At 61.6% G+C, this 19,974-nt stretch carries 18 protein-coding genes, 1 tRNA gene and 2 pseudogenes; 13 read left to right on the top strand and 8 right to left on the bottom strand.

Annotation, left to right across the window (positions count from 1 at the left end; genetic code table 11):
* From CBP34_RS11025 to CBP34_RS10995, 7 genes are all read right to left on the bottom strand, one after another.
* Entirely contained in the window at positions 1–717 is a 717-nt protein-coding gene (locus CBP34_RS11025) for a MotA/TolQ/ExbB proton channel family protein (protein WP_094098054.1), read from the bottom strand.
* A 25-nt stretch (positions 718–742) separates the two neighbouring features.
* The gene (locus tag CBP34_RS11020; RefSeq protein WP_094098053.1) at positions 743–1,441 is read right to left on the bottom strand and encodes an energy transducer TonB; all 699 of its coding nucleotides are present in this window, start codon (positions 1,439–1,441) and stop codon (positions 743–745) included.
* Positions 1,442–1,541: 100 nt separating this feature from the next.
* A complete protein-coding gene (locus CBP34_RS11015; protein ID WP_094098052.1) occupies positions 1,542–1,814 on the bottom strand; it encodes a (2Fe-2S)-binding protein in 273 nt (90 codons plus the stop codon).
* Positions 1,815–1,916: 102 nt separating this feature from the next.
* Positions 1,917–3,056, bottom strand: a complete 1,140-nt coding sequence (locus CBP34_RS11010; RefSeq protein ID WP_094098051.1) for an alpha-hydroxy acid oxidase — start codon at positions 3,054–3,056, stop codon at positions 1,917–1,919.
* 128 nt (positions 3,057–3,184) lie between these two features.
* Positions 3,185–3,874: a Fe2+-dependent dioxygenase gene (locus CBP34_RS11005; protein ID WP_094098050.1), complete on the bottom strand. Its 690-nt coding sequence runs from the start codon at positions 3,872–3,874 to the stop codon at positions 3,185–3,187.
* Positions 3,875–3,924: 50 nt separating this feature from the next.
* Entirely contained in the window at positions 3,925–6,192 is a 2,268-nt protein-coding gene (locus CBP34_RS11000; protein WP_094098049.1) for a TonB-dependent receptor, read from the bottom strand.
* Between the two features lie 213 nt (positions 6,193–6,405).
* Positions 6,406–6,738, bottom strand: coding sequence for an SWIB/MDM2 domain-containing protein (locus CBP34_RS10995; RefSeq protein WP_086912608.1), 333 nt, complete (start codon positions 6,736–6,738; stop codon positions 6,406–6,408).
* Between the two features lie 278 nt (positions 6,739–7,016).
* On the opposite strand from CBP34_RS10995, the pseudogene rraA reads away from it, so the two are divergent.
* A pseudogene (rraA, locus tag CBP34_RS10990) lies at positions 7,017–7,528 on the top strand (ribonuclease E activity regulator RraA).
* Here rraA and CBP34_RS10985 read toward each other — a convergent pair.
* Complete coding sequence (locus tag CBP34_RS10985; protein WP_236748406.1) at positions 7,514–8,428, bottom strand: DMT family transporter; 915 nt, start codon at positions 8,426–8,428, stop codon at positions 7,514–7,516. The pseudogene rraA and the gene CBP34_RS10985 overlap by 15 nt on opposite strands.
* A 526-nt stretch (positions 8,429–8,954) precedes the next feature.
* Here CBP34_RS10985 and aceA point away from each other — a divergent pair.
* The 12 genes and pseudogenes from aceA (at position 8,955) to CBP34_RS10925 (ending at position 19,936) form a co-directional block, all read left to right on the top strand.
* Positions 8,955–10,286, top strand: coding sequence for an isocitrate lyase (gene aceA / locus CBP34_RS10980; RefSeq protein ID WP_094098047.1), 1,332 nt, complete (start codon positions 8,955–8,957; stop codon positions 10,284–10,286).
* A gap of 585 nt (positions 10,287–10,871) precedes the next feature.
* Positions 10,872–11,102, top strand: a pseudogene (locus CBP34_RS10975) (isocitrate lyase); the annotation flags it as partial.
* Positions 11,103–11,419: 317 nt separating this feature from the next.
* Positions 11,420–13,339: a threonine--tRNA ligase gene (gene thrS / locus CBP34_RS10970; RefSeq protein WP_094098046.1), complete on the top strand. Its 1,920-nt coding sequence runs from the start codon at positions 11,420–11,422 to the stop codon at positions 13,337–13,339.
* Positions 13,340–13,491: 152 nt separating this feature from the next.
* Complete coding sequence (gene infC / locus CBP34_RS10965; RefSeq protein ID WP_236748405.1) at positions 13,492–14,028, top strand: translation initiation factor IF-3; 537 nt, start codon at positions 13,492–13,494, stop codon at positions 14,026–14,028.
* A 172-nt stretch (positions 14,029–14,200) separates the two neighbouring features.
* Complete coding sequence (gene rpmI, locus CBP34_RS10960; RefSeq protein ID WP_055402683.1) at positions 14,201–14,404, top strand: 50S ribosomal protein L35; 204 nt, start codon at positions 14,201–14,203, stop codon at positions 14,402–14,404.
* 24 nt (positions 14,405–14,428) lie between these two features.
* Entirely contained in the window at positions 14,429–14,788 is a 360-nt protein-coding gene (rplT, locus tag CBP34_RS10955) for a 50S ribosomal protein L20 (protein ID WP_005795139.1), read from the top strand.
* Positions 14,789–14,889: 101 nt separating this feature from the next.
* Positions 14,890–15,942 carry a phenylalanine--tRNA ligase subunit alpha gene (gene pheS, locus CBP34_RS10950; RefSeq protein ID WP_086912603.1) on the top strand — a complete coding sequence of 351 codons (1,053 nt, stop codon included), beginning with the start codon at positions 14,890–14,892 and terminating at the stop codon, positions 15,940–15,942.
* Between the two features lie 122 nt (positions 15,943–16,064).
* Entirely contained in the window at positions 16,065–18,530 is a 2,466-nt protein-coding gene (gene pheT / locus CBP34_RS10945) for a phenylalanine--tRNA ligase subunit beta (RefSeq protein WP_094098045.1), read from the top strand.
* Between the two features lie 21 nt (positions 18,531–18,551).
* Positions 18,552–18,884, top strand: a complete 333-nt coding sequence (locus tag CBP34_RS10940; protein ID WP_086912601.1) for an integration host factor subunit alpha — start codon at positions 18,552–18,554, stop codon at positions 18,882–18,884.
* A gap of 95 nt (positions 18,885–18,979) precedes the next feature.
* Positions 18,980–19,408 (top strand): MerR family transcriptional regulator, encoded by a 429-nt coding sequence (locus tag CBP34_RS10935; RefSeq protein WP_094098044.1) that lies wholly within the window; start codon positions 18,980–18,982, stop codon positions 19,406–19,408.
* 30 nt (positions 19,409–19,438) lie between these two features.
* A tRNA-Pro gene (locus tag CBP34_RS10930) sits at positions 19,439–19,515 on the top strand.
* 103 nt (positions 19,516–19,618) lie between these two features.
* Positions 19,619–19,936, top strand: a complete 318-nt coding sequence (locus CBP34_RS10925; RefSeq protein ID WP_094098043.1) for a single-stranded DNA-binding protein — start codon at positions 19,619–19,621, stop codon at positions 19,934–19,936.
* Positions 19,937–19,974: the final 38 nt, after the last annotated feature.

Below are 19,974 nucleotides of genomic sequence, written 5' to 3'. Positions count from 1 at the left end.
TTAGTTGCCTTTCTTCATGGGCAGCACCTTGCCGGGTTCGCCAGCGTTCACGCGGGCCCCGGTGACAAAGTAGGCGTGCAGGTCGTGGGCAAAACTGTTCAGGCCATTCAGGATGGACTTGTTGCCACGCACCAGTGCGTTGTAGCCCAGCACGGCGGGGATGGCCACCGCCAGGCCCAGCGCCGTCATGATGAGCGCTTCGCCGATGGGGCCGGCCACCTTGTCGATGGTGGACTGGCCCGAGGTGCCGATGGCCAGCAGTGCGTGATAGATGCCCCACACGGTGCCAAAAAGGCCGATGAACGGCGCCGTGGAGCCTACCGACGCCAGGATGGCCAGGCCCGACTGGATGCGCGCCGTGAACTCGTCAATGCAGTTGCGCAGGCAGCGCGTGACCCAGTCGCTCACGTCAAGGGTGTCGTGCAGGTGCGCCTTGGTTTTGCGGTGGTGGGCCGTGGCTTCGCGGCCTTCCAGCGCCAGGTGGCGGAAAGGGTTGGTGGGGTCGTTGCCCAGCTTGGTCAGGGCGGCGGCGAAGTCTTCGCTGTGCCAGAAGTCCTGTGCCGTGCGGGCGTGCTTCTTGAACTTGATGATGTCCAGCGCCTTGATGAGGATGACGATCCACGAGGCCAGCGACATGGCCAGCAGCAGGATGGCGACGGCGCGGGTGACAAAGTCACCCTGTGTCCAGACGTTGGCGATGCCGAATTGCGATTCCATGAAAACTCCCTAAACGGTGATTTGGTTATTCGAGAACAAAATTGATCGGCACCAGATTCCACATGGTCTCGGGTACGCCATTGCGCTTGCCCGGCACGAAGCGCCAGCGCATCACAGCCTCCTGGGCCTGGCGGTCCAGGCGGTCGTAGCCGCTGGATTTGTTGATTTCCACCTTCTGCGGCAGGCCGTCGGTGCCGATCAGCACGCGCAGCACCACCTTGCCCTGTTCACCCATGCGTTTGCTGATGGCTGGGTAGGCGGGTTTGGGGTTGTTGAGGTAGGCGGCATCGCTGGACGGCATCTCGATGCGGGGCGGGGCGGGCGGTGCTGGGGGCGCTGGCGGTGCCGGCGGTGCCACCGGCGCCACCGGTGCCTCGATGGGGGGCGCTGGCGGCTGGGGTGCGGTCACGCCGACCGGGGCATTCGGGGCTGGTGTGGGGTCGGCAATGGCCATGGGCCTGGGAGCCGGGCGCGGAGCCTGGACCTTGGGGGCTGTTTTCGGCGGTGGCGGCGGGGCAGGTGGTGCCGGCGGTGCCACCTTGGGTGCGGGCGGCGTGATGTATTCGCTCAGCAGTTCGGCGGGCACGATCACTTCCACCGCCCGGCGCAGCAGGCCCGACTGCAGCGCCCACAGGCCCGCCACATGCAGCATCACCACCGAACCTACGATCACGGCATTGCGGCTTACGCCGCCCGAGGAGGCAAAACGATCTCGTTGGGACATATAAAAATGATAGCTGCCAGCGCTTTCTGCATAAGCGCTATCGCCTAAAAGTATTCAGATTACTTGCGAAAGATCCACCAGGCCGAACCGGCCACGAAGATCAGGCTGCCCGCGAGTGTAGAGAGGAGTTCCATGACTTGCTTTCCAAAATGGAGTTGGCAAGCTGGACCGGTTGCGCCGCGACCTCATTGTGCAGGGCGGCCACCGTGCTGGTTGCGCTGCATTGCGCCACCACGTCGCGGGCGCAGCTTTCGCAGCATCCGCATTGGGTGGCCACGCCCAGCTCGAACTGGATCTCGTCGAAACTCATTCCTGCACGCGCATGGCGGGCAATTTCACGGTCGGAAATTCGGCGGCAAACACAGACGATCATGGCGGCAGGCAGTTTGGCTGGCTGTTGTTGATGGGCTGATTATAAATGCGAATCCATCGCATTTGCAATAAATCATTCCTGCCGGGAAGGAGAATGTTTTTTTCAGCTTCTGCGGTCGGCGGTGAAGTCTGCATCCAGCAACGCTGGTGATGCATCCGCCAGCGTGGCGCAACCGGTCAGGGCCATGGCATTTTCCAGCTCGTCGCGTAACAGGCGCAGAACATGGGCCACGCCAGCGGCACCGGCATGGGCCAGGCCCCACACCGCAGGGCGACCCACCAGCACGGCGGACGCGCCCAGCGCCATGGCCTTGAGCACATCGGTGCCGCGCCGGATGCCGCCATCCACCAGCACCGGCAGCGCGCCGCCCACGGCCTGCACGACCCGCGGCAGGGCGCTGGCAGTGGCGGGCGCCGTGTCCAGCGTGCGCCCGCCATGGTTGGAAACGATCAGGCCCGCCGCGCCCGCCGCCACCGCCTGGCGCGCATCGGCCGGATGCAGCACACCCTTGAGCAGCACGGGCAGGCGGGTGATGGACTGCAGCCAGGCAATGTCGTCCCAGGTGGGGGCGTGGTGCAGCAGGCCGTCAAACAGCGCACTTTGGCCGGGGCGCAATGGCGGCGAGGGCGTTGCCTGCAAGCCCGCGAGGTTGACCGGGCTCACACCGGGTGGCAGCCGAAAGCCCGCGCGGCGTTCGCGGTCGCGCACACCGCTCGATGGTGCGTCCACCGTGAGCACCAGGGCTTCGTAGCCGGCGGCTTCGGCACGCTGCACCAGCGCCTGGGTGAAGCCCCGGTCGTTCTGCAGGTAAAGCTGAAACCACAGCGGGCCGCGCCCGGGGTCGGGCAGCACGGCTTGCGCAACGGACTCCAGCGACACACTGGCCTGGGTACTGAGCACCACGCCCGCGCCCAGCGCCGCTGCCGCGTAGGCCATCGCCAGCTCGCCGTCCGGATGGGCGAGGCGCTGGAACGCGATGGGCGCCAGCAGGATGGGGTGTGCCAGGGTGCGGCCCAGCAGGCTGACCCGGGTATGGCCACCCGCCAGCGGCCGCAGCACCCGCGGCCACAGGGGCAGTGTGTCCCAGGCGCTGCGGTTGGCGCGCAGGGTGATCTCGTCGGCGGCGCCGCCGCTGAAGTAGGCCCAGGCGTTGTCGTCCAGATGCTGCCGCGCCTGCAGTTCGTGGTCTGCCAGGTTGACGATGCCGGGAGAAAGCTGGTGTCGTGCAGGAATGTGGTTCATACAAACGAAAACAGCACCTGGCGCTTGTTCGGCAAGCGCGAGGTGCTATTGAAAAGCGAGTGAGCAATTTCTGGTGGGCGTGCCATCGGGTCAGGCCGCTGGTGCGCTACCGCCTCGATGATGCTGCGTCATACATCGGCCCACATGCGCAGAAGGTTGTGGTAAGTGCCCGAGAGCGCGATGACCGAGGGTTCTTTTTCGCCATGGGCCTGGCGCAGCTTGAGCAGCGACATGTCCATGTCGAACAGCAGCTGGCGCTGTTCCAGCCCCCGCACCATGCTTTCCACCCAGAAAAAGCTGCTGATGCGGTGCCCGCGCGTGACGGGCGACACCTGGTGCACCGTGCTGCTGGGGTACAGGATCATGTCGCCCGCAGGCAGCTTGATGCGCTTTTCGCCGAGGGCTTCGGTGATCACCAGCTCGCCGCCGTCGTAGTCCTCGGGCGGCGTCAGGAACAGCGTGCACGACAGGTCGCTGCGCACCCAGCAGTTGTCTGCCTTCGAGTGCATGACGGCGCTGTCGACATGGTTGCCATAGAAGTTGGCGCCATCGCCGTAGTTGTTGAACAGCGGGTTGTAGATGCGGCGCGGCAACGCCGCCGAGAAGAAGAGGGCGTTGCGGTGCAGCGCCGCCTTCACCATGGCCTGCAACTGAGCCGACAGCTCGCTGCCTTGCGCCAGCTGCAGGTTGTTCTTCTGGTGAATGGCCTGGCCGCCGGCGCTGCGCGCTCCCTCAATCCACGGTGCTTGCGCCCCGAGGGCTTGCCGGAAGAAGGTGATTTCTTCAGGTGTCAGAACGTCTTTGATGTGCAGAAACATGGTGTCAGGCCCCGCAGGGCCTCTGGGAGATCGTGAACACGTTCTTAGGGTTAGAAGCGGGTCTTCAGGGTCACCTGCACCGAGCGGGGTGCGCCAGGGGTGTAGAAGCCCCGGTACAGCGAGTCGGCAACCACGCGATCCGTCAGGTTGCTCACGTTCAGCTTGAGTGCGGTCTTCTCATCCAGTGCGTATTCGACCATGGCATCGATGGTGCTGAAACCGCTGGCATATACCGCGCGCGATCCCTCCGGGTTTTGCTTGCCACGGTAGGTCAGGCCTGCGCCGAAGCGAACGCTGGACGTGACGGCGTAGGTGCTCCACACGCTGCCGCTGTGCCTGGGCGTGAGACCGGGGCGGTCGCCCTGTACCTGCGCGCCGCCGCCGTTGGCTGCCAGTGCCACGTTGCTGCGGTCGATCTTGGCCTCAGGAATCCAGGTGTGGTTGAAGAACACTTCCCATTTCGGCGTGATGCGTCCGGCCAGGTTGAATTCCATGCCGGTGGCGTGGCGCTTGCCGGACAGCAATTCTTGTGCGGCCGCGGTGTCGGGGTCGGTGTTGCGCTCGTTGTACTTCTCGCTGTAGAAAGCGGCCACGCCCAGCAAGGCACGGCGCTCGAAGAGCTCGAACTTGCTGCCGATCTCGATGTTGCGGCTCTTTTCGGGCGGCGTGTTGGACGCGCGCGCCGTGGTGGCACCGGGGTTGCCGAATTGGTAGGTGTCGCCCGAGGTGTTGTACGAAGTACCGTACGACATGTAGTACGAGGTCAGCTCGTCAGGCTGGAAGATCATCCCCACGCGGGGGCTGAACAGGCTGTCGGAGCGGGAGTTGCTCAGGCTGCCCGTGGCGTTGTGGTAGGCGGCGCGGAAGTTGTCGTAGCGCAGGCCGCCGACGAGCTTGAGCGTGTCGGTCAGCGAGACCGTGTCCTGGAAGTACAGGCCCAGGTTGCGCGACGTGAACGTGTTCCACTGCACCGGCGCACGGCCGTCGGCCACCCAGGCGCCGTCGTTGGGCGTGCCCACCGTGGTGGTGGGACGGGTGGTGGTGTTGGCGTAGTTCTGGTTGCGCTTGGCGTCGTCGTCGTAATAGTCCACGCCGGTCAGCACTGCATGCTTCCTGCCGCCCCAGTTGAAGGTGTTGCTGTAGTCGCTTTGCACCTGCAGCACATCGCTTTCGCCGATGCGGCCCTTGGAGCCACGGGTCAGCACCGTGCTGTCGTTGATCTGGCCCAGGGTGATGGCGCTGTTCTGGAAGCCGATCGTGCTGGCCAGCATGTTGCGCTCGTAGGAGCCATAGCGCAGGCGGGTGTTGAGTTCGCCGCCGTCGTCAAAGCGGTGGATGTGGCCCAGCGTGACGTGCTGCGACGACGTGTTGTTGTAGTCGCTTTCCAGGCCATAGAAATTCCGGGCGGGCAGGGGCGTGTTGATCTTGCCATCGGCCGAGAGGCGCCAGGGGTGGTTGTAGATCGGGCGGCCCTTGGACTCGAGGTAATACAGCCCGATGGAGAACTCGTCGCGCGTGCCGATGCCCCAGGCAAGCGTGGGCGCAATGCCGCGCTTGTCCTGCTTGGCGCCGTAGTTGTCGGCTTCCTGCACCATCGCATTCAGGCGAAACGCTGCGTTTTCGCCCGTCACGAAGTTGAAGTCGCCCGTGGCGCGGTGGTATTTGCCGGTGCCAAAGGTGTAGGCCGCTTCATGCTGGTCGATCAGCAGGGGATATTTGTTTACCTGGTTGACCACGCCGCCCGTCGATCCCTTGCCAAAGAGCATGGAGGCCGAGCCCTTGAGCACTTCCACGCGGTCGTTGTTGAAGGTGTCGCGCTCGATCAGCGGCGCGTCCTTCATGCCGTCGATATAGATGTCGCCGGCCTGGCCCAGCGAGAAGCCGCGCAGGCGCACGTCTTCTTCGCCGGTTTCGCCTGCCAGGAAGGTCACGCCCGCTGTGGTGCGCAGCACCTCGCGGAAGTCGTCCTGGTTGCGGTCGGTCATCAGCTTTTCGGTGAACACCGTGACGGACTGCGGGATGTCCTTGATGTCCTGCTTGCCCTTGCCGACGGTGGTTTTCTTGAGCAGCAGTGTGTCCTTGCCCTGGACTTCGGCCGCTTCATTCACGGTCACGGTCGACAAGGTTGTTTCCGGGGTGCTGGTCTGTGCCATGGCGCCCATGGACGCGACCAGCATCAGTGCGCCCAGGGGCAGCAGCGTCTTGTCCGACGATACGCCGAGCGCAGGGGCCGGCGTGGTGGAAGCGGGGATAGAGGGTGAACGCAGCGAGGTGCTGCGATGCTGAGCGCGTGATTTTGCCAAGGAGGCCTCCGTCATTGAATGGATATGCAGGTGGCGCGCGGGGGCGCCAAGAGCAGGCGAGAGGCAATGGCTAGATCAACATGGCTGTGCGTCGTCGTGCAGCTTTATGTTACCTCAAATGCGGGTCATTCTCATTTGCATTGATGTTGAGGTGCCACAGTTTTCGGTCTTCCAGACGAAAAAAAACCGGCAAGGCCGGTTTTCTTGAGACAGACAGGAAAGGGCTGCTTACTTGACGTGCTTGCCAATCAGGCCGGCCAGTTCGAACATCGACACTTGCGGCTTGCCGAACAGCTCCTTGAGCTTGGCGTCTGCATTGATGTTGCGCTTGTTGGCGGCATCCTGCAGGTTGTGGGCCTTGATGTAGACCCACAGCTTGCTGATGATCTCCGTGCGCGGCAGCGGTGCCGAGCCCACCACGGCGGCCAGCGCGGGGCTGGGCGTGAGCGCCTTCATGAAGGCGGCATTGGGGGTGCGCTTCTTGGCGGGCGCGGCGGCCTTGGTGGCGGGCGCCTTGGCTGCGGGAGCGGCTTTTGCCGGAGCTTTTTTTGCAGTTGCCATGTTGGGTTGTCCTTGTTGGAAGTAAATTTTCACCAGCGAAATCGAGACTTTCCCACTGGCACGGTGATGCTACTGGGAAAAAAACACCTTTCCAAGCGAGCCGGGGCTTTTTTTCCCTCGATATGTTGCTGTAGCGCACTCTGGGCGCGGCCGTGGGTCATGAAAGAGGTGCATTGCCGCGCAATCGGGGGTTTTCCCGCGCTGCGAGACAATGCGCCGACGCCCAGGCGGCCACCCTTTTTTTCCATTCAACTTCCCGCGTGAAAGGTTTCCCAACCATGACAGCCCCTTCTTCCACGGCCTTCAGCACCTGCGATTTCTGCGATGTGCACAAGGGCGATGACAGCGGCACATTTCGTGTGCTGCCGCCCGTATTCCAGAGCTACGGTGGCGTGGCCGCCTTTGCCGGCGCCGTGGCAACGGTGAAGTGCTTTGAGGACAACACCCTGGTCAAGGCCGCGGTGGATTCCCCGGTCTGGGCCGCGTGCTCGTGGTGGATGGTGGAGGCTCGCTGCGCCGCGCGCTGGTGGGCGGCAATCTGGCCGCCGCCGCTGTCCGCAACGGCTGGGCGGGTTTGGTGGTGGATGGCTGCGTGCGCGATGTTGCCGAACTGCACGCCGCCGCCGTGGGCATTCGCGCCTTGGGCCTGATGCCCCTGCCTACCGAAAAGCGCAATGAAGGCCGGCGTGATGTGGCGGTGCAGATCCAGGGCGTGTGGGTGCGTCCTGGCGACTGGCTCTATGCCGATGCCGACGGCATCTTGGTCAGCAACCGGTCACTTTTGGTCTGAACGTGACCGCTGGCCCACACGCAGGGCCGCGCGCGTGGGCAGGGTGGCCAGCAGCACGCTGGCCAGTGCTATGCCGAACGCCAGCAACTGCAGGCCCGAAAAGGCTTCGCCCAGCACCAGTACGCCTACCAGGGCGGCACTGACAGGCAGCAGCACGGTGAATATGCCGCCTTGCGCCGCCGGCACGACCTTCAGGCCTGTCATCCACAGCCACACGGTCCACATGCAGGCGGCCAGTGCATAAAACACCAGCAGCAGCCAGGTGGCCCAGCCCACCGCTGCAAAGTCAAATCCCCAGGCCATGTAAAGGCCCAGCGGCGTGGAAAGCGCAAACCCCCACAAATTGATCAGCGAAGTGATGCGTTTGGGGCCGAGTGCGCCCGTCAGTTTCTTGCCGATGACCGAATACGCCGCTTCGCAGACCACGGCACCGATCAGAAGCAATTGCCCCAGCCAGGCAAGGTTTGAAGTGTTTTTGGCATCTAGCGCCTGTGGCGTTTGCGCTAAATGCTCTGTTTTTGATAGTGAAAGCAGTGCAATACCGGCCACCGCACAGGCCACCGCCACCCAGGTGCGGGGCGCCACGCGTTCGCGCAGGAAGGCCCAGCTCATCACCGCAACGGCCGCAGGAATGGCGGCCATGACCACCCCCGCGGACACGGCGCTGGTCAGGCTGACGCCATAGATCATGCAGACGGTGAACAGGAAATTGCCGAGGAAGGACTCCAGAAATAGTAGCCACCGCACCTGGGGTGTGAGTGGCGGTTCGTCGGCCGGCTTCTTCAGCCAGTGCACCATGGCCAGCCCGCCAATCCCAAAACGCATCCAGGCCAGCAGAAACACCGGCATAGCGGCTGCCAGCGGCTTGGACAGCGCTACATAGCTGCCTACCAGTGCCATGCTCAGGGCCAGGCACAAACAGGCAATAGGGCGGCTTGGGGCGTTCACTGGACTGGAAGATGGAGCAATCAGGACGTTGCATCATGCCCGACGAAGCGTGGCCCATTTCCGAGCTGATGTGCCTTGGTGGGCGCAAGCGGTGCATGGGAACCTTCGGCGCGAGGTTGATGCTCGGTGGCGCGAGGCAGTGGGGCGGTGTCGCATTGGTGAAACCGGCCCGGTCTACATTGCGGGAAACACTCACGAGAGTCCGTCGGGCGTGTGTCTGTCGAGTTTCCCACAATGCAAAAACTTGTTTTCATTATTTGAAATCGTGATCATGCTGCGGCGCCGCAAATTTTCTCAATACGAGAAAATGATTTTCATATTGAGGAATAATGCAGATAAGTCATTGTTTTTTAATGAAAAAATTTATCTCTTATATAAGACATAAGAGCTTGCGCAAGTCTTATAGAAGACATAAAGTTGTCTCCAAGGGCGGCACAGTGGCAGCCCGGCGTTTTCAACCTACCTCTGGAGTGATCTCATGCCCCAATCCCTGAATGAACAACTGAGCCGCGAACAGCAAATTGCCGCCCTGGAAAAAGACTGGGCGCAGAACCCCCGCTGGAAGGGTGTCAAGCGCGGTTACTCTGCTGCTGACGTGGTGCGCCTGCGCGGCTCGCTGCCCATCGAGCACACGCTGGCCAAGCGCGGTGCTGAAAAGCTGTGGGACAAGATCAACGGCGGGGCCAAGAAGGGCTACGTCAACGCGTTCGGCGCCATCTCTGCCGGCCAGGCCATGCAGCAAGCCAAGGCTGGCCTCGAAGCCGTGTACCTGTCGGGTTGGCAAGTGGCTGCCGACGGCAACACCTCGGAAACCATGTACCCCGACCAGTCGCTGTATGCCTACGACTCGGTGCCCACCATGGTTCGCCGCATCAACAACACCTTCAAGCGCGCTGACGAAATCCAGTGGGGCCGTGGCATCAACCCCGGCGACAAGGAATTCATCGACTACTTCCTGCCTATCGTGGCTGACGCAGAAGCCGGTTTCGGTGGCGTGCTGAACGCATTCGAGCTGATGAAGAACATGATCGCTTCGGGCGCTGCCGGTGTTCACTTCGAAGACCAGCTGGCCGCAGTGAAGAAGTGCGGCCACATGGGTGGCAAGGTGCTGGTGCCCACGCAAGAAGCTTGCGAGAAGCTGATCTCGGCACGCTTTGCCGCTGACGTGATGGGCGTGTCCACCATTGTGCTGGCCCGTACCGATGCCGAAGCCGCCAACCTGATCACGTCCGATCACGACGCCAACGACAAGCCTTTCCTGACCGGCGAGCGCACGCAAGAAGGCTTCTACCGCGTGAAGAACGGCCTGGAACAGGCCATTAGCCGTGGCGTGGCCTACGCCCCCTACGCGGACCTGGTCTGGTGCGAAACCGGCGTGCCAGACATCGGCTTCGCCCGTGAGTTCGCACAGGCTGTGCATGCTGCTTGCCCCGGCAAGCTGCTGTCGTACAACTGCTCGCCATCGTTCAACTGGAAGAAAAACCTCAACGACAAGCAGATCGCTTCGTTCCAGGACGACCTGTCCGCACTGGGCTACAAGTACCAGTTCATCACGCTGGCCGGCATCCACATCAACTGGTTCAACACCTTCCAGTTCGCTCATGCATACGCCCAGGGCGAAGGCATGAAGCACTACACCGAGATGGTGCAGGAGCCTGAATTTGCTGCACGCGAAAAGGGCTACACCTTTGTGTCGCACCAGCAGGAAGTGGGCGCAGGCTACTTCGATGACGTGACCACGGTGATCCAGGGTGGCTCGTCCAGCGTGAAGGCCCTGACGGGTTCGACCGAAGAAGAGCAGTTCCACTGATCTGACTCGCCCGGTGCCCGCGGGGGTGCTGGGGTTACTGAAAACCACCTGATGCTTTGGCGTTGGGTGGTTTTTGTGTTTCTGGAGGGCTGGATTCGACCCGTTGCGGTCGCTCGCCGCCTTGAGAACCAGTCATTCGTGCCGCGGTCGGTGTACAGCGGCCTCGCACGGTATGGCGTTGCTGTTCGTACCGTTTGCTGTACTAAGTGACTCCCAAGCTGTTGGGGCATTCCCAGGTCAAGACGACGCAGCGTTACGCACACTTGTCTGATGCCACATTGCATGCCGCCGTGGACGCCGCAGCCAATGCCGCCATTGGTCCAGGACTGGAAAGCCAAAGGGCCAGCGCGTAGCGGAAAAACTGGGCAAAATCTTCCCCCTCCACCCCCCCAGCGGAAAAGATGGCTGGGTTGGGTGGGTGGTGGGAGCGCCATGGCCTGGAGCAAGGAAAAGTGTTGATCCCATTGACCATCAGAACCCGGCATAGAAACACCAGTTGGGGGATGGGTGGGTGGTGCAGAAAAGCAACCTGAAAAAGGTGAAAAAGCGCTTGTAAATCTTCAACTTACGAGGATCTTTGGCCTGTTCAACACTTTCCAGTTCGCCCATGCATACGCCCAGGGCGAAGGCATGAAGCACTACACCGAGATGGTGCAAGAGCCTGAATTCGCAGCACGCGAAAAGGGCTACACCTTCGTGTCGCACCAGCAGGAAGTGGGCGCAGGCTACTTTGACGACGTGACCACGGTGATCCAGGGCGGTTCGTCTTCTGTCAAGGCCCTGACGGGTTCGACCGAAGAAGAGCAGTTCCACTGATCTGCGGGGCTGATGCGCCGCTTTGGTGGGGCGCAAAATGCACCGGATGAAAGCCCGAAGCAGCCGCTTCGGGCTTTTTTGTTGGCATCAAGGTTAAAATGTGAACAAATTCACTGCACAAGAGCGAGAAAGGCAATCTGGTTATGACACCGCGAACTACATCGGAGATGTTGACCGGCCGCTGAGGCTGGATGTTCGCGCCTGCACGAGATTGCACACACTTCCAAAAAGAGCGCGGACCTGTTCCGCGCTTTTTTGTTTCTGGGCCTGGCGCGTGCCCGTACCCAATACACCGATTGAATAGAAAGAGCTACCCCATGATTCACATCACGCTTCCAGACGGTTCACGGCGCGAATTTCCGGGCCCTGTCACTGTGGCCGAGGTGGCTGCCTCCATTGGCGCTGGCCTGGCCAAGGCGGCCCTGGCGGGAAAGATCGACGGCAAGGTGGTGGACACCAGCTATCCGATCACGGCCGACAGCCCGCTGTCGATCATCACGGCCAAGGATGCAGATGGCTTGGAGGTGATCCGCCACTCCACGGCCCACTTGCTGGCCTATGCGGTCAAGGAGCTGTTTCCCGACGCGCAAGTCACGATTGGCCCGGTGATCGAGAACGGGTTCTTCTACGATTTCTCGTACAAACGCCCCTTCACGCCCGAAGACCTCGTCGCCATCGAAAAACGCATGACCGAACTGGCAGCCAAGGACGAGCCCGTGGTGCGCCGTGTGCTGCCGCGCGATGAAGCGGTGGCCTATTTCAAGGGCCTGGGCGAGCACTACAAGGCCGAAATCATTGCCAGCATTCCCAGCAATGAAGACGTGAGTCTGTACCGCGAAGGTGCGTTTGAAGACCTGTGCCGTGGCCCCCACGTGCCCAGCACCGGCAAGCTCAAGTTCTTCAAGCTCATGAAGGTGGCGGGTGCCTACTGGCGCGGCGATCACCGCAACGAGATGCTGCAGCGCGTCTACGGCACGGCCTGGGCTACCAAAGACGAATTGCAGCAGTACCTCACCATGCTGGAAGAGGCCGAGAAGCGCGACCACCGCAAGCTGGGGCGTGAGCTCGATCTGTTCCACATTGACGACCATGCGCCGGGTGTCGTTTTCTGGCATCCCAAAGGCTGGTCCGTGTGGCAGGAGGTGGAGCAGTACATGCGCCGCGTGTACCGTGACAACGGCTACCTGGAGGTCAAGGGCCCGCAGTTGCTCGACAAGACGCTGTGGGAGAAGACCGGTCACTGGGACAAATACCGCGACAACATGTTCACGACGGAGAGCGAGAAGCGTGACTACGCCCTCAAGCCGATGAACTGCCCTGGCCACATTCTGATCTTCAAGCAGGGCATCAAGAGTTACCGCGACCTGCCGTTGCGCTATGGTGAATTCGGCCAGTGCCACCGCAACGAGCCCACGGGCGGTCTGCACGGCATCATGCGCGTGCGCGGCTTCACGCAGGATGACGGGCATATCTTCTGCACTGAGGACCATATCCTGCCCGAGTGCACTGCCTACACGGCGCTGCTGCAGAAGGTCTATAAGGACTTTGGTTTTAACAACATCATCTACAAGGTGGCAACCCGCCCCGAGGCCCGAATTGGTTCCGACGAAAGCTGGGACAAGGCGGAGCACGCGCTGATGGAAAGCCTGCGCGCGTCCGGCTGTGAGTTTGAAATCGCTCCCGGCGATGGCGCTTTCTACGGCCCCAAGATCGAGTACACGCTCAAGGATGCGATTGGCCGGCAGTGGCAGTGCGGCACCATGCAGGTCGATTTCTCCATGCCCGAGCGCCTGGATGCCGAATACGTGGGTGAGGACGGCGCCCGCCATCGCCCTGTCATGCTGCACCGTGCCATTGTGGGCAGTCTGGAGCGCTTCATCGGCATCCTGATTGAGCAGCACGCCGGCGCGTTGCCGGTCTGGCTGGCGCCGGTGCAGATTGCGGTGCTGAACATCACTGACGCACAGGGCGATTACTGTCGGGAAATTGCTGCAAAACTGCAAAAAGCGTTGCCCCATCAGGACCTTAGGGTGGCCCTGGATCTGCGCAACGAAAAGATTACGTATAAAATACGCGAGCATTCGTTGCAAAAGCTGCCTTACATACTTGTCGCTGGTGACAAGGAGAAGGCAGCAGGTGCCGTCGCAGTGCGCGGCCGGGGCAATCGAGACCTCGGCGTGATGTCCGTTGAAGCGTTCGCAGAACTGATCGCCCAGGACATCGCTTCCAAAGTGTGATTTTGATTGAAAACATGCTCTGGCGTGCGCCCACTGTGCGGTGTTAGCTACTATTTTTGTAGCATTTTGATTCAAGGAAGATAGCCATCGCTACTGAATTTCGTGATCGTCGCCACCGTGAAGAGCGCAAGCACCGCCTGAACCGTGAAATCATGGCCCCGGAAGTTCGTCTTTCCGGTCCTGAGAATGAGCCTTTGGGCGTTGTGAGCTTGATGGAAGCCTTGCGCATGGCGGGCGAGCTGGATGTGGATCTGGTGGAAATCGCCGCGACGGCGAATCCGCCGGTGTGCCGCCTGATGGACTATGGCAAGTTCAAGTACCAGGAACAAAAGCGTGCTGCCGAAGCCAAGGCCAAGCAGACGGTCATCGAGATCAAGGAAGTCAAATTCCGTCCGGGTACGGACGATGGCGACTACAACATCAAGATGCGCAACATCCGCCGTTTTCTGGCGGACGGAGACAAGTGCAAGATCACGCTGCGGTTTCGCGGTCGTGAAATCACGCACCAGGAATTGGGTTTGGCCTTGCTCAATCGCATCCGCGACGAGCTGGCTGACACCATCCTCATCGAGCAGTTTCCCAAGCTGGAAGGCCGCCAGATGATCATGATGATCGCCCCTGGCAAGAAGAAGCCTGCTGCTGCCAAGCCGGCAGCAGAAGGTGCCTCGGCAACGGGCACCTCGGCCTGAGAAAAACTGAGAATTTGAATGTCTCGCCCTCAAGGGTGTGGCATTCGAAAAGGCGGTGCTTCGGCGCCGCCGAACGAAAGGCGAAAGCCTTTCAATAAAAGTGGCTCGGGGCCAACAAGTTTGCAGATCGGTTTGCAAACGCCTCACGAGCACAACGAAAAGGAGCATTCACATGCCCAAAATGAAGACCAAGAGCAGCGCGAAAAAACGTTTCCGCGTTCGTCCCGGTGGCACCGTCAAGCGCGGTCAAGCCTTCAAGCGTCACATCTTGACCAAGAAGACCACCAAGAACAAGCGCCACCTGCGTGGTGCAGTTGCTGTGCATGAGACCAATATGGGCTCGATCGCACAAATGCTGCCCAGCGCTGGCCTTTAATAACGACGAACAAGGAGTACATACATGCCTCGCGTCAAACGTGGTGTAACGGCCCGTGCCCGTCACAAAAAAGTTCTCGCCCTTGCCAAGGGTTTCCGTGGTCGCCGCGGTAACGTCTTCCGTATCGCCAAACAGGCGGTAATGAAGGCTGGGCAATATGCCTACCGTGACCGCCGCACCAAGAAGCGCGTGTTCCGCCAGCTGTGGATCGCCCGTATCAACGCCGCTGCCCGTGAACTGGGCCTGACCTACAGCCAGTTCGCCAACGGCCTGAAGAAGGCATCCATCGAGATCGACCGCAAGATGCTGGCCGACCTCGCAGTGCACGACAAGGCTGCCTTTGGCAGCATCGTGGAGCAAGTCAAGGCCAAGCTGGCTGCTTGAGTTCACGATGAGCGGCTATCGTTCTGATAGCTGCTTGCGCAATAACAGCAAGGGCTAGGGCTTGAAAAGGCACTAGCCCTTGTTCATTTTCAAGAGTCGATATGAACGAGTTGGATTCCCTGGTCGAGAGCGCGACGCAACTGTTTGCCCAAAGCGTCACCCCCGCTGACCTCGAAAACGCCAAGGCGCAGTTTCTGGGCAAGTCGGGCCGCGTGACCGAGCTCATGAAGGGCATGGCGCAGCTTTCCGTCGAGGAAAAGAAATCCCGCGGTGCGGCCATCAACGTGGCCAAGCAGGCGATCGAGGCAGCTCTTACTGCGCGCCGCCAGGCCCTGGCCGATGCCGAACTGCAGCTTCAACTCAAGGCCGAGGCGCTGGACGTAAGCCTGCCGGGCCGCCAGCGCGGGCAGGGCGGGCTGCACCCGGTATCGCTCACGCTCGAACGCATCCAGGGCATCTTCGGCTCCATGGGTTTTGACGTGGCCGAAGGCCCCGAGATCGAAACCGATTGGTTCAACTTCACCGCATTGAACACGCCGGAAGATCATCCTGCGCGTTCCATGCATGACACCTTCTACGTCGAGGGCGGTGCACCCGGCGCCCCGAACCTGCTGCGCACGCACACCAGCCCTGTGCAGGTGCGGCACGCTGTTCAGCACGTCAAGAAACACCGCGCGCTTCTCGATGCCGGCCAGCCGATGCCTGAGATCCGTGTCATCGTACCGGGCCGCACATACCGCGTGGACAGCGACGCCACCCACTCGCCCATGTTCCACCAGTGCGAAGGCCTGTGGATCGGCGAGAACGTGAGCTTCAAGGACCTGAAGGTCATCTTCACGGATTTCTGCCGCACGTTCTTTGAAAGCGACGATCTCGTGTTGCGCTTTCGCCCCAGCTTTTTTCCGTTCACCGAGCCCAGCGCCGAGATCGACATCCAGTTCCAGACAGGCCCGTTGGCGGGCCGCTGGCTCGAAGTGGCTGGCTCGGGCCAGGTGCACCCCAACGTGGTGCGCAACATGGGTCTCGATCCCGAGAAGTACATTGGCTTTGCGTTTGGCATGGGACCAGACCGCCTGACCATGCTGCGTTATGGCGTCAACGATCTGCGCCTGTTCTTTGACGGCGATGTCCGTTTCCTGTCGCAGTTCCAGTAACGCAAAAAAGTGAGCTGCTGGCGCCTGTATTCATTGGGTTTCAATACGTCTTTATCTTGAAACCTAATACTGAAGAGCGCGGGCAGCTATATTTTTAAGAGCTAACGCCAAAGAGTCTTCCTATGCAATTCCCCGAGTCCTGGTTGCGCGAATTCTGCAACCCACCGCTGACCACCCAAGAACTGGCCGACACGCTGACCATGGCCGGTCTGGAGGTGGAAGAGCTGCGCCCCGTCGCCCCGCCGTTCACCAAGATCGTGGTGGGCGAGATCAAGGAAGCCGTGCAGCACCCCGACGCTGACCGCCTGCGCATTTGCCAGGTCGATGTCGGCCAGGTGGATGGCATGGGGCAGGGTGCCCTGCTCAACATCGTGTGTGGCGCGCCCAATGCCCGCGTGGGTATCAAGGTGCCTTGTGCCCTGGTGGGTGCCGAACTCCCACCGGGTGATGATGGCAAGCCGTTTCTCATCAAGGTGGGCAAACTGCGTGGCGTGGAGAGCCAAGGCATGTTGTGCTCCGCCCGTGAGCTCAAGCTGTCGGAAGACCACGGTGGCCTGCTGGAGCTGGATGCTGCGGCACCGGTGGGCCAGGACATCCGTGAACACCTGAATCTGGATGACACGCTGTTCACCCTCAAGCTCACGCCCAACCTGGCGCACTGCCTGAGCGTTTACGGCATTGCGCGCGAAGTGTCGGCGCTGACCGGCGTGCCGCTGCAGCAGCCGTCGTTTCCCGCCGTGGCCGCAAAGGTGGCCGACAAGCTGCCCGTCAAGGTGAGCGCCCCCGACCTGTGCGGCCGCTTCTCCGGCCGCATCGTGCGCCACGTGAACACGCGTGCCGCTACGCCCCAATGGATGCTGGACCGCCTGGCGCGCTGCGGCCAGCGCGGAGTCTCTCCGCTGGTGGACATTTCCAATTACGTGATGTTCGAACTGGGCCGACCTTCGCACATTTTCGATCTGGACAAGATTCACGGCGGCCTGGACGTACGCTGGGGCAAGCCGGGCGAGCAGCTCAAGCTGCTCAATGGCAACACCATCACGGTGGACGACAAAGTGGGTGTGATCGCCGATGACAGCCAGGTTGAATCGCTGGCGGGCATCATGGGCGGTGACGCCACGGCGGTGTCTGACGACACCCGGCACATCTACATCGAAGCCGCCTTCTGGTGGCCCAAGGCCGTCGCAGGCCGTTCGCGCCGCTTCAATTTCTCGACCGATGCCGGTCACCGTTTTGAGCGCGGCGTAGATCCGAGCCTGACGGTGGAGCACATCGAGCGCATCACCCAACTCGTCATCGACATCTGCGGCACGCCCGACACAGCCTGCGGCCCCATGGATGACCAGGCGGTGAACCTGCCTGCGCCGCAGCCCGTCACGCTGCGCGTGGCGCGTGCCGCCAAGGTCATTGGCATGCCGCTGACGCAAGCCCAAAGCGCCGATGCACTGCAGCGCCTGGGGCTGCCCGTGGTGCAGGGGGAGGGAACGCTCACGGTCACCCCGCCGTCGTTCCGTTTCGACATCACCATTGAAGAAGACCTGATCGAAGAGGTTGCCCGCATGGTGGGCTACAACAACCTGCCGACCACGCCGCCGCTGGCGCCCATCACCCCCAAGCTGGCGCCCGAGGCCACGCGCAGTTCGTTTGCGGTGCGCCGTTCGCTGGCAGCCCTGGGGTATCAGGAGACGATCAATTTCAGCTTTGTGGAAGAACGCTGGGAGCACGAGTTGGCCGCCAACCCGCAGCCCATCAAGCTGCTCAACCCGATCGCCAGCCAGATGAGCGTGATGCGCTCGACTTTGCTGGGTTCTTTGTTGCAGGTTTTGAAGTTCAATCTGGACCGCAAGGCCGAGCGGGTGCGCGTTTTCGAGCTGGGCCGCGTGTTCCTGCGTGATGCCAGCGTGCGCAACACCGACACCACGGTTGAAGGCTTTCACCAGCCCATGCGGGTGTCGGGCCTGGCTTACGGCCCGAACGACATGCTGCAATGGGGCCGCAAGGAGCAGGCCATCGACTTCTTTGACGTGAAGGGCGATGTCGAGGCATTGCTGGCGCCGTTGCGTGCCACGTTCGAGCCCGGCACCCACCCCGCCATGCACCCCGGCCGCTGCGCACGCGTGCTGGTGGATGGCCGCGCCATCGGCTTTGTGGGCGAGCTGCATCCGCAGTGGCGCCAATCCTGGGATCTGCCCCAGGCGCCAGTGATGTTCGAGCTGGAGCTTGACGCTGTACTGCAGCGCGTGGTGCGCCAGTTCCAGCCGGTCACCAAGCACCAGGCGGTCGAGCGTGACCTGGCGGTGGTGGTTGCCGAACGCGTGACGCATGCCGAGGTGATGGATGCCATCGCGGCGGCCGTGCCCGGCACCATGCTGCGTTCTGCCGTGCTGTTTGATGTGTACCGACCCAAGCCCTTGCGCGTTGGCGAAGCTGCGCCCGCTGGCGGACTGGCCCCCGGCGAGAAGAGTCTGGCGGTGCGCCTGACGCTGGGGCGTGCCGAAGCAACGCTGACGGAAGCCGAGATCGATACTGCGGTGCAGGCTGTTGTGGCCCAATTGGTCGCCCGCACCGGTGGACGGTTGCGTGTTTGATGTAGAACCGGGAGTGCCTACGTGATTGAATTTGCGGTAGAAAGTATCGAAACCCCTGCGCTGACCAAGGCGCAACTGGCCGATCTCCTGTTCGATCAGATCGGGTTGAACAAGCGCGAGTCCAAAGACATGATCGACGCTTTTTTCGACTTGATCGCACAACGCCTCGTGGATGGCAAAGACGTCAAGCTCTCGGGTTTTGGAAATTTCCAGATCCGTACCAAGGCGCCGCGACCGGGGCGCAACCCGCGCACGGGGGAAGCCATCCCCATCCAGGCGCGCCGGGTGGTGACGTTTCATGCCAGCAGCAAGCTCAAGGAGCAGATCCAGTCCGCGGGTTCTGCTGGTGCGTGAATATTCGGCCAGTAGATGGCTGAATTGTTATTTCAGTCTGGCGCCTGCGGGCCGTCTGCAGTACGCTAGTCAGCTTTTCGTCTGAACCAGCATCCATGGGTACCCTGCTTCCTTCCATCCCCGCCAAACGGTACTTCACGATTGGTGAAGTGGCGGAGTTGTGTGGTGTCAAGCCCCATGTTCTGCGCTACTGGGAACAGGAATTCACCCAGTTGCGGCCGATGAAGCGGCGAGGCAATCGCCGGTATTACCAGCACCATGAGGTGCTCATGATCCGCCGCATCCGGGATCTTTTGTATGACCAGGGCTTCACCATCAGCGGTGCGCGCAACCGCTTGCAGGATTCTGCGCCTGCGGCGCATGATGAAACGCTTGCGCAGACGTTGATGTCGGAATCGGAGTCGTTGCTCGAGGGCGGCGTTGCCATGCAGGGCGCCAGCGTCAATGCCACTGGCGACTTACTCGACAACTATGCAGTGCGTCAGGAATTATTTGAGATTCGTGCCCTGCTTTCGCTGAACTGAAGATATTTCTGTATATAATTTAAGTCTTGTCGGCGTGTAGCGCAGCCTGGTAGCGCACTTGCATGGGGTGCAAGGGGTCGCGAGTTCGAATCCCGCCACGCCGACCATTGATAGCAAAAGCCCAGAGCCGAAAGGTTCTGGGCTTTTTTGCTTTGCGCGTTCAAGGCCACTCAGGCTGGCCCTGTTCCATTGCCCCCTACAGGAAATCTCATGATCAGTGGACTCGTCGCAGGAAAGCTTTTTGGACCGGCAGAGCTGCGCATCGACAAGGCCGGCAAACCTTTTGCGGTGGCCAAGGTGTTGGCCAGCAGTGGCGATGGCGAGACGCTGATCGTGAATGTGATCGGCTTCGAGTCCGCTGTGTGCTCGGCCCTGCAGGCGCTCGGTGAGGGCGAGCCCATCGCCTTGGCAGGTGGCCTCACGCCCCGGGTCTGGACGGACAAGCAGGGCAATACCCGGCCTGCTCTGGACATGGTGGCTCACCGTGTTCTGACTGCCTACGATGCTGGCGGCACCCATTTGGCGTGATGATCGGGAGGTGAGCGACGACGGTTCTTTGCACCCCG

It is taken from the genome of Acidovorax carolinensis (genome assembly GCF_002157145.1).
GTDB lineage: Bacteria > Pseudomonadota > Gammaproteobacteria > Burkholderiales > Burkholderiaceae_C > Acidovorax > Acidovorax carolinensis.
Note: the sequence above shows the minus strand (reverse complement) of the source record. Positions and strands in the feature narration are given on the sequence as shown.